The following is a 9,101-nucleotide window of genomic DNA, read 5'->3' on the forward strand; positions in this document are numbered from 1 at the left end:
CAAATTCTGTTGCCTGAGACGTTGGCACATATTCAGGCGGACCACCTACAGCGCATCGGGCTTTCGCACCTATCCTTTCGGATAGGATTAAAGCCACGGCAGGGAGGCGCGTCAATACGCGCCCCGCCCGCTGATCACCGCCCGCACAGTCATGGCGAGGATAAAGATATCAAGCACCACACTGCGCGAGCGCACATAGGCCACATCCATATCGACCATTTTGTCGAAACTGATGTCTGCGCGTCCGGACACCTGCCAAAGCCCAGTGATGCCGGGCCGAGCATTCAGGCGCTCCTTTGCTGCGGCGGGGTATTGTTCGACCTCGCGGGGGAGGGCAGGGCGCGGACCGACGAGCGACATATGCCCCAGCAAGACGTTGAAAATCTGCGGCAGTTCATCGAGAGACGTCCGGCGCAGGAAACGGCCCATCCGTGTTACGCGCGGATCCTGTCGGGCTTTGAAACAAATCCCCTCACGATCCGATTGCGCGCGGATCGCGGCAAGGCGGTCTTCGGCATCCTGATACATGCTGCGGAACTTGTAGATCGTGAAGTGTCGCCCGTTGCGCCCGACGCGCTCCTGTTTGAACAACGCAGGACCTTTGCTCTCGAACCGGATGAGTGCGGCAACGATCAACATGAAAGGGGCCAGCGTGGCGACGAGAATGCCGCTCAGCGCGAGGTCGAGAAGGCGTTTATGGAGCGCATCGGGGCGCACTTGCCGCATGGCGTGAAACCCAGCCCGCATGAGAAAGCTCGCATTTCCGATCAGATAGCGTTTTGCGAGACGGCGCGGCTCTTGCATCAGCCGCCATGCCCATTCGAGTTTTGCCTTCCGCACCGCCAGAGGCGCGCGGGCCACGTTCCCCGCCAGAAAGTCGAACAGAGCACCCACGCCCATCACCAGACGGGCATTGATCTCGGTGCGGTGGCGGTCGATCCAGAGCTCCTGCCTCGGCACCCCCATCGCGACGAGCAGGATATCGGCCTCGGACGCGTTGATATGGGCAATTGCGGCTTCCGGACATTGCGCACCCTCATATCCGTCCCGCGCGCCGACAATGCGCAGACCCGAAATATCCGCCTCAAGCTTCTGCGCCGCCCGCTCCGCCGTGCCGGGGCTTGCCCCGAACAGAAAAACTGACAAACCGCGTTCTGCAGCGATGCGTAGGAGCGCAGGGGTGAAATCGGTGCCGTTGAGGTTCTCCACGAAATGATCCCCCGTCATCCTCGCCGCGAGTTCCACGCCGATCCCGTCCGGCAGCACATAGCTGGATCGTGCCAGAGCACTCGCATAGCTGCGATCGCGTGCCTTAATGTTCGCGCAATGGGCGTTGAGGAAATTGACCGTTTGCGACGGCGCGTCGAGCAGATGCTCGATCACGTCTTCGCTGGTGCTGTTCACTAGAGGCAGGCCAAGAACGGACGTGGTGGGAAGAGAGGCGGCAATTCTGACGGGCTCATGCGGACCGTCGAAAAATGTGTGATGCTGTGTCATGAGTGTAAGACCTTGTAAGAGACGTTTTCTGTCTCTCAGGGTCCAAATCCCGCGACTAAATCGCAATTTCGCGAAGGGAGATGCACACAGCGCAGAGGATCGTGCTATGCTCCGAACAGGCGTGATGCCGGACGCAACCGGTCCTTTGACTCGTCCGGAGGGTCCTTTGCCTACCCGTTGGGATAGGACGGCTACACGCAATTGTTGGTGAGTTATTTTATCTACGTCCTTAAACTATCCTCTGGGGTGCATTGCGGCCTGTATGAGTAAAGGAATATTTTGATGCGCGTTTTGATTGCCGATGACCACGACCTGTTGCGCGATACGCTGATCGCCTTTCTGTCCGCCGAGGGCGGGATCGAGCTTGGCAGTGCCGCGAGCCTCGATGAGGCGATTGAACGGGTGACGCAGGATGCGCCCTATGATCTGGTGCTTCTCGATTACAAAATGCCGGGGATGCAGGGGCTCGAGGGTCTGAAACGCGCCATCGGATTGGGTGACGGGCAGCGGGTTGCGCTTATCTCCGGCGAAGCGACCAGAGAGATTGCGGAAGAGGCGCTTGCCCTCGGAGCCGCTGGATTCGTGCCGAAAACCCTGCCTGCAAAATCCCTCGCAAATGCCGTCCGCTTTATGGCGATGGGAGAGCAATATGCGCCCATCGACTTCATGACCGCAACGGACACGGCAGAGACGCACCCCTTGGAAGACATGCTCACGCCCCGCGAGATGCAGGTGCTCGAAGGTCTGTCTGCGGGCAAGTCGAACAAGGAAATCGCCCGCGATCTCGACCTCACAGAGCCGACGATCAAGCTGCATATGAAAACTCTGTTTCGCAAACTTGAGGTCAACAACCGCACGCAGGCAGCGATTGTCGCCCGCGACGCCGGTCTGTTCTAACCCTATCCGAAAGGAGAGGCGCGGAGGCAAAGGCGTCAGGTGATTGGCCTGACGCGCACGGGGCCGCGCGGCAATCCGTCGATACTATTAGGGCAAAGGAGATTTTCCGTGGCCCTAAATTTTGACATCCCATTTGAGCGCATCATTACGTCCCCCAAGAGGCACCGCGTTCGACGCCTGCAGATCCGCCTCGTGCGACATTGGCCCTCGTTCGGACGATTGCTGCGCGGCGGGTCTCTACAGGATCTCGGGCGACTGCCGCGGTATCTCTTGCTGTTCCTTGCAGGTCTTGCAGGTATCTGGGCCCCGATCCTGCTCTATCTGAGTTCGACCCCTCCGAGCTATACCAGCTATATGTCGCTGATCCTGCCGGGATCCGGCGCATCGTCTTCCGTCAATCTGGCCGACATTGGCCAAGCGTCTACCCACGCAAACTCGGCCTTCGCCAACAATTCGGTCAGCCCCACAGAAACCTACAAGCGCCTGCTCGCGGCTGATCGGATTGTGATGGAGGCGGCTCGGCATCTGGACCTCGACCGCCACGCTTTTGGCAGACCACAAGTGCAACTCGTCGACCAAACGGCCTTCATTCACGTCAATCTCTCTGGACCTAGCCCTGAGGCCGCGCGTGACCGCACCCGCGCGCTTTTGGCGGCGTTCATGGCCGAAATCGACCGGCTGCGTCTCGATGAACAGGACACCCGTCAAACGGGCGGATTAGATGCGATTCACGACTATCGCGCGTCTGTTTCCCGCACCCGCGAAGACATCGCGGCTCTGCGCGAAAGTTCGGGACTTCATTCTTCCGAGCAATATCAGAGGTATCTGAAAGAGGCGGAGGCGCTCGAAGCCCGAGTATCGACCTTGCGTGCCGATCATGCCCGCACCGAAAGCACAGTGCGTGAACTTGAAGGGCGTCTTGGCGTCGATTCCCGCACCGCCGCGCATATCCTCAAACTCAATAGCGATGAAATTTATGTCGCGTTGCTGCAGGCCACCGCAACGGCAACCTCCGATCTTGCCACGGCGCAAGCCAGCTACGGCCCGAGCCACCCGATCGTTCAAACCGCGAAATCCGCGCGCAGTCTTGCGGAGGAACGACTACAGGCGCGGGCTCAGGATCTCATCGGTGCAGACGTTCCCATGGAGCAATCCGTCGACGGCGGGCGCGGCGTGCTTTTGTCCGAGTTAGTGCGCAAGGAGACAGAGGAGAAAGGCCTCGCAACCGAATTGCGAGCACTTGAGGCGCAGCTGAGCACCGAGCGTGCGCGGCTGGCCAATCTCGCCCCGCATGCCGCGCGGCTCGAAGACCTCCAACGGGATTTCGACGTGGCCGAAGCCGTGTTTGCCTCAGCCATCGCACGTACCCAGTCACAACGCACAGATATTTACGCCTCCTACCCGCTCGTGCAGGTGCTCGAAGACCCGACCCTGCCCGATGCACCATCTTCTCCGAGCAAAAAGCTCTCTATCGCTGCTGGGATCGCGGGAAGTTTCCTGTTGATGGTGGCCCTCGTCATGGGCTGGGTTCGCAATGCCGTCATCACCATCCTGGTCCGAAGAGGCGACGATGACACCGCAAACGCTACCTGAACGGATCGTCTGGTCCACCCTCGTCTGGACATGGCCGCTCTATGCGGTTGGTGCCCTCTATGTGGTAGGGCCTGTGCTCGCATGGAGCCTCGCGGGGCTGGCATGCCTCTCGCTCTATCTCGGCCCCGCCATCCGCGAGGACCTGCGCGCGACGGGCGCGCCGCCGCCGGTCGTGATCGTCTGGGGCGTTGCCATGATTGTGATGCTCGTCGCGCTCTGGATGGGGCACCTCAATTGGCAGATGGGGCTGAAACAGACAATTAAATCGAGCATCGGTTGGGCGAAAGGTTGGGCTTTAATGGCGCTGTTTCCGCTCGCGGGGGCGGTGCTGCCCCTGCGGCGAGAGATACTCATTCGCGCGCAATGCAAGCTGGGCCTCTGGACCGTCTGCATCACGCCTGTGCTCCTTGTTGCGCCATATATCGGCTTGCCGGAACGTATTTGGACCTCTCCGCTCAAGGCCGTTGGCGGGCCGGGGCCGGAGTATTTCTCTGTTTATTTCTTCACATTCGACCCCGCCTCATGGACCCCGCGCTGGCAGTTCTTCGCCCCGTGGTCGCCGTTCGCCGCACTGCTCGGCGTCTGCACGGTTCTCTTCGCCTTGGAGGAGAAACACAGAGGGTGGCGCGCCGCGGGTTTTGCCGCAGGCGTGATCATGATCCTCGCGTCGAAATCGCGTATGGGGCTCGTTGGGCTTGTCGCGTGCACCATCGGTCCGCGCATGATGCCACTGGTCTTGCGGAGCTGGGCATGGGCGGGCTTGGCGGCGTTGGTCGCTTCACTCGCTGTGACAGGACAATGGCTCGCTCGCACCCTCGGGAACGGTGTAGCAGCGTTCAAGGGCGCCCGCGCCGACAGTACGCGGGTGCGCGCCACGCTCCAACGCATCGCCTATGAGAGATGGCAGGAAGAGGCCGTCTGGTTCGGACATGGCCGCGTGGCGCCGGGAGCGCATATCGTCGAATACATGCCCATCGGCTCTCACCACACTTGGTTCGGCTTGCTCTTCGTCAAAGGCCTCGTCGGCTTTTTTGCCTTTCTCGTGCCGCTCCTCTGGCAAATCGCCCTCGCTATGCAAGACGCCGCCCGCGGCCCACGTGGGCGTTTGCCGTTGGGGCTAAGCATGGTGATTGTGCTCCTGACTTTTGGTGAAAACATCGAGATCGAAGCCTATCTGCTCTGGCCGGCGCTTTTGATGCTCGGCATTCACGCCCGAGAGTTGAAAACCGCGCAGTAGGGAACCCAAAGGCGGATTTTACCAACACTTCCATGCGCCAGCAACAACAGAGCTGCGGCCCAATCGAGGACCGATGCGAATGGGATATTTCTATCAGAAAGAAAGGGGTGGGTGGCGGAGACGAAGGGATTCGAACCCTCGAGACAGTTTCCCGCCTACTCCCTTAGCAGGGGAGCGCCTTCGACCACTCGGCCACGTCTCCGTCGACCCGTGTAATGGCGGTGACGCGGGGAAACAAGGTGAAAATCCATTGCGCGATAAAAATTATCAACGAGGCGATCGGAATGGAAAAGCCGCCAAAACGAGTCGTTTTAAGAGAACGTCGCGGTTCTTTGGGTTATCCGGCGATCGTCATAAGGAGGCCCTGATTGGTCAAGATTGGATCGTGCATGAACCCCCACAGAAGGCAACTGATGAGCCATAGGGTTTTTTCTCGTCTGGAGATTGCGTGTGTCTCAGAGAGTTGCCCACGCACGCCGAGCCCAAGCAGGAGCGTAGCAGTGATTGTGACTTGCACTGCGAACCAGCGCCCCCAGTCGAGCCCGACGGGGTAAAGCAGCACGATTGGCGTCGCGGCGACCAACAGGAGCCAACCTGTCTTTCTACGGGCCGATGTCTGTGTTTGAAGGAGGCGTAAGATTGGAGCGATAGCGACGAGCCATGCGCCAGGCAACAGCCAAGCCGTCCAACTGCGCTCGAGCGCGGAGAGAACTGTCTCGGGCCCGTTTTCCGGGTTAGACAGCCATGCGATCGCACCGCTGCAAAGAGGGGTTCCGGAGAGACCTTTTTCCATGAGTGCGGCGCAAATCGGGCTCGCATCCGCGAGGCTCGAGTACTTGAGTGCGTAGACAGCTTCCGCGGCGCCTGCGACCAGCACCACGGCAATCATACTTTTCGCAACGGGATGGCTCAGGCTCGTTGGCTGGAAGAGCCAAAGAGCAATGATCCACGCTGGAATCATCAGGATGTTGATTTCTTGCGCGATCCCCCCAAGCAGCATGAGTGCGCCAGAGATTATGATGCGCTGAAGCGAGCCGCCGGGGAGGGCGAGCCAGATCAGGATCGCAAGACCGATCATTTCCTTTCTCAGGCTTGAGATCGGGTCGATGGACCAAAGGATTGCGAATATCCCAGGGGTGAAGATCACTAGGACAAGGGTGCTATCCCGTTGGAGATAGATGAGACGGGCGAAACCGCCGAAGATCGTCAAAAGGAGCACTGCCTGCAGCCCGATGACAAGAGAGAGGAGAGAGCGTGAATGTGTCCGCGAACCAAAGGAGGATTTCTCCGAACGCGCCTCGCCGGATCGGGCCAGCGGCGAGAGAGATGAGCCAATCTTCCTGTAGCCATTCATGCCCGCCGATTTGCCAAGATTCGATCAGGAAGCGAATTTGTTGGAGCGCCCCGGCGAACAATATCCCGAAGGCGCTCAGTTTCCAGACGTCGTAAGGCTTGGTTCCGGCTGCCATCGTATTTTCAAAACGGTGCGGGGTGAAAGAGCGAGTGCAGGGACCCTAGGATGAGGGGCTGGTGAAAACAACTCACATATATAGATGAAGCTTTTGAGAGGTGAGGCTTAAACGCCGCAGCAGCGTCGCAATCTCGCGTCTGTCTCGAACGCGAGGTTGCCTGCCTCTTTCTCTGGTCGGCAAGGTGGCGGCAAACGTCACTAAGCCCGTCGTTCGCTGAACCGAAGATGGTGACGTGCGTCAGAGAAGAAAGCAGTCAAAAATTGGATGCGATGTACAAAGACAGGCCGTTCCTGTTCGCCTTATTGGCGCTCCTCGTTTTCTGGTCGCTCCTCGCTATCCTCGCACCGTCCTCAGTCTATACCGTAGATGAGATGGTTCTTTATGCGGGATTTTCCGCTATGGATCAGGACGGTAGCCTCTTTATCGAGAACGGGTATAAAGAGTTCGGGAGTGAGGCGCTTCAAAACTGGTTTATGACCGGTGGCCCTTCTGGCCTCTCGCAGCAGTACCCGAGTGGTTACACGTATCTTGGCTATCCGTTTTGGGCGCTTGCGGGGATACGGGGGCTTTTCATCCTGAACGCCATTGCGGCCGTTGGGGTGGTTGCTCTGACATATGCACTCGCCTCTGTGTTTGCGGAGAGAGCCATTGCGCGATGGGCTGCTGGTCTGTTGGTCTTCGGAAGTTTCCTCACGGATTACGCTGGCGGCATCTGGCCACATAGCCTGGCCGTCTTTTTTACCATGGTCGCGATATATGCGGCCGTGCGTGCTGAAGGGGCAGGGCAGATCATTTGCGATTTGGGCGCTGGGCGGGGGGCTCGCCTTTGGTATCGCGTTAAACATCCGCGTTGATGTCATCTTCGTTCTGCCCGGCCTCGCGGTGTGGATCATCTGCTTTGCCAAGCGACCCTACCAGTTGATCGGACTCGCGCTCTTGGGAATGCTGCCGGGCGTTCTGCTGAGTTCTGGTTTGAACTGGTACAAGTTCGGTACAATGCTCCCCTTCAGCTACGGGCGCGAAGACACCGCAGGTCGCGGCGACTCGGCGAGTACCTATGTTATGCTTGTCCTCAACTTCCTTGTCCTCTTTGCAGTCCTGATCTTGATACGGCATTGGAAGTCTGCACGGCGACCTTTCGCAATCGGTGCCGCCGTGTGCGCTGTCGGGGCGGCTCTCTTCTATGAACCAATGACCCAGTTCGTTGGGCATGTTCTGCACGGCATCTATGTTTTGGGGTTCGATCTAAGAGCGCTTGATGGAATCGGAGAGGCCATCGGCACCATGGATCATGGTGGGGGAGTGGTCACTTATTACGGGGTGCACAAGAAGGCATTGGTGCAGAGCATGCCGTGGCTGTTTCTAATCCCGTTCGCTTTCGTCTATGGCCGGCGGGACTATAAAGGTGTCGCCTTGGTGACATCTATTTGTCTGATCTATGCGCTTCCCTTCGCAATGCAGGAGTGGCACGGCGGCAAATCGAACTCCTTGCGTTACTTCCTCGTACTCCTACCTTTCGTGTCTTTCCTTGCTGCATTCGGAGTCCGCACACTTATCGAGCGCGAGCGCGAGCGAGAGCAGATGACAGGATGGTTGGGAGCGGCTCTCGCGGCGTTCCTCGCCTTTTACATCGCCGATAGCTACGCCGCAGAACGAACTCGTTTCCTGCTACAGTACATCTGGCCGAACTGGCTCTTCGGTTTTGGACTGATATCGGCATTGCTGTTTCTGGCCTCGCGACATGAGACGCTTAAGAAGCTCACTCTGCTCTTTGTAACCTTCGCGGCAGCGCTGTCTGCATACTCGACCTTTCGGATCGACATGGCGCAGACGGCCGTGACACGACTTTGGTTTGAACAGCTCGCGGAACATTTCGACGGCTTACCAGCGAAGACCCTTCTGTACAGCGAGAACGCGACCGGTGGTTATGAACTGTTTCGACGCGCCGATGTTCTGGTTGCCCGCCCCGGTCGTGGGCAGGAGATCGACTGGGCTCTCATAGATGAGGCCCTCGCGGCGGGATATTGGCTCGCGACAGATTCCTGGGAAATCTTCAACTATGTCGCGAGCACCTATCCGAGCGCAGAGCGTCTTTCTCTCTTTGATGAGAAATCGGGACTCGGTGGTGTAGCGTTCCGACTCTCCTGAAGGAATCTAAAACACCCTGATTCAGGTCCGGACAAACGACTCCTGACGAATTCTTCGTGGATTCTCGCGGGATATAGGGCCGATTCACAGGCTTCCTGTTTCTGCGGAGCGGCGAAGGCAAGTTTTTCGATGTCGGCGCGATGATTTAAATCTAATATAATCAGCATGTTACGTGTTATTTTATTGATTTTTGTTATTTTCTTTTAAAAAGCGCTTGCGGGTCTTGGGCACTCGCCTTAGAACCCCCTTCACCGGCG

At 58.5% G+C, this 9,101-nt stretch carries 7 protein-coding genes and 1 tRNA gene; 5 read left to right on the plus strand and 3 right to left on the minus strand.

Annotated elements, in window-relative coordinates; genetic code table 11:
* Positions 1-111: 111 nt before the first annotated feature.
* Complete coding sequence (locus LA304_RS12020; RefSeq protein ID WP_224503400.1) at positions 112-1,497, minus strand: exopolysaccharide biosynthesis polyprenyl glycosylphosphotransferase; 1,386 nt, start codon at positions 1,495-1,497, stop codon at positions 112-114.
* A 282-nt stretch (positions 1,498-1,779) separates the two neighbouring features.
* Here LA304_RS12020 and LA304_RS12025 point away from each other — a divergent pair, with 282 nt between their 5' ends.
* From LA304_RS12025 to LA304_RS12035, 3 genes are all read left to right on the plus strand, one after another.
* Positions 1,780-2,394, plus strand: coding sequence for a response regulator transcription factor (locus tag LA304_RS12025; RefSeq protein ID WP_224503401.1), 615 nt, complete (start codon positions 1,780-1,782; stop codon positions 2,392-2,394).
* A 108-nt stretch (positions 2,395-2,502) separates the two neighbouring features.
* Entirely contained in the window at positions 2,503-3,987 is a 1,485-nt protein-coding gene (locus LA304_RS12030) for a GumC family protein (protein WP_224503402.1), read from the plus strand.
* Positions 3,965-5,224, plus strand: coding sequence for an O-antigen ligase domain-containing protein (locus tag LA304_RS12035; RefSeq protein WP_224503403.1), 1,260 nt, complete (start codon positions 3,965-3,967; stop codon positions 5,222-5,224). Before LA304_RS12030 ends, LA304_RS12035 begins: the two co-directional genes overlap by 23 nt.
* Before the next feature lie 112 nt (positions 5,225-5,336).
* Here LA304_RS12035 and LA304_RS12040 read toward each other — a convergent pair.
* Both LA304_RS12040 and LA304_RS12045 read right to left on the minus strand, forming a co-directional pair.
* Positions 5,337-5,426, minus strand: a tRNA-Ser gene (locus tag LA304_RS12040).
* A gap of 135 nt (positions 5,427-5,561) precedes the next feature.
* Entirely contained in the window at positions 5,562-6,578 is a 1,017-nt protein-coding gene (locus LA304_RS12045) for a hypothetical protein (RefSeq protein WP_224503404.1), read from the minus strand.
* Positions 6,579-6,965: 387 nt separating this feature from the next.
* Here LA304_RS12045 and LA304_RS12050 point away from each other — a divergent pair, with 387 nt between their 5' ends.
* Together LA304_RS12050 and LA304_RS12055 are read left to right on the plus strand one after the other, a co-directional pair.
* The gene (locus tag LA304_RS12050; RefSeq protein WP_224503405.1) at positions 6,966-7,550 is read left to right on the plus strand and encodes a hypothetical protein; all 585 of its coding nucleotides are present in this window, start codon (positions 6,966-6,968) and stop codon (positions 7,548-7,550) included.
* Positions 7,453-8,844, plus strand: coding sequence for a hypothetical protein (locus LA304_RS12055; RefSeq protein ID WP_224503406.1), 1,392 nt, complete (start codon positions 7,453-7,455; stop codon positions 8,842-8,844). Before LA304_RS12050 ends, LA304_RS12055 begins: the two co-directional genes overlap by 98 nt.
* The last annotated feature ends 257 nt before the right edge of the window (positions 8,845-9,101 follow it).

The sequence above is a fragment of the Celeribacter litoreus genome, from assembly GCF_020165855.1.
Classification (GTDB): domain Bacteria; phylum Pseudomonadota; class Alphaproteobacteria; order Rhodobacterales; family Rhodobacteraceae; genus Celeribacter; species Celeribacter litoreus.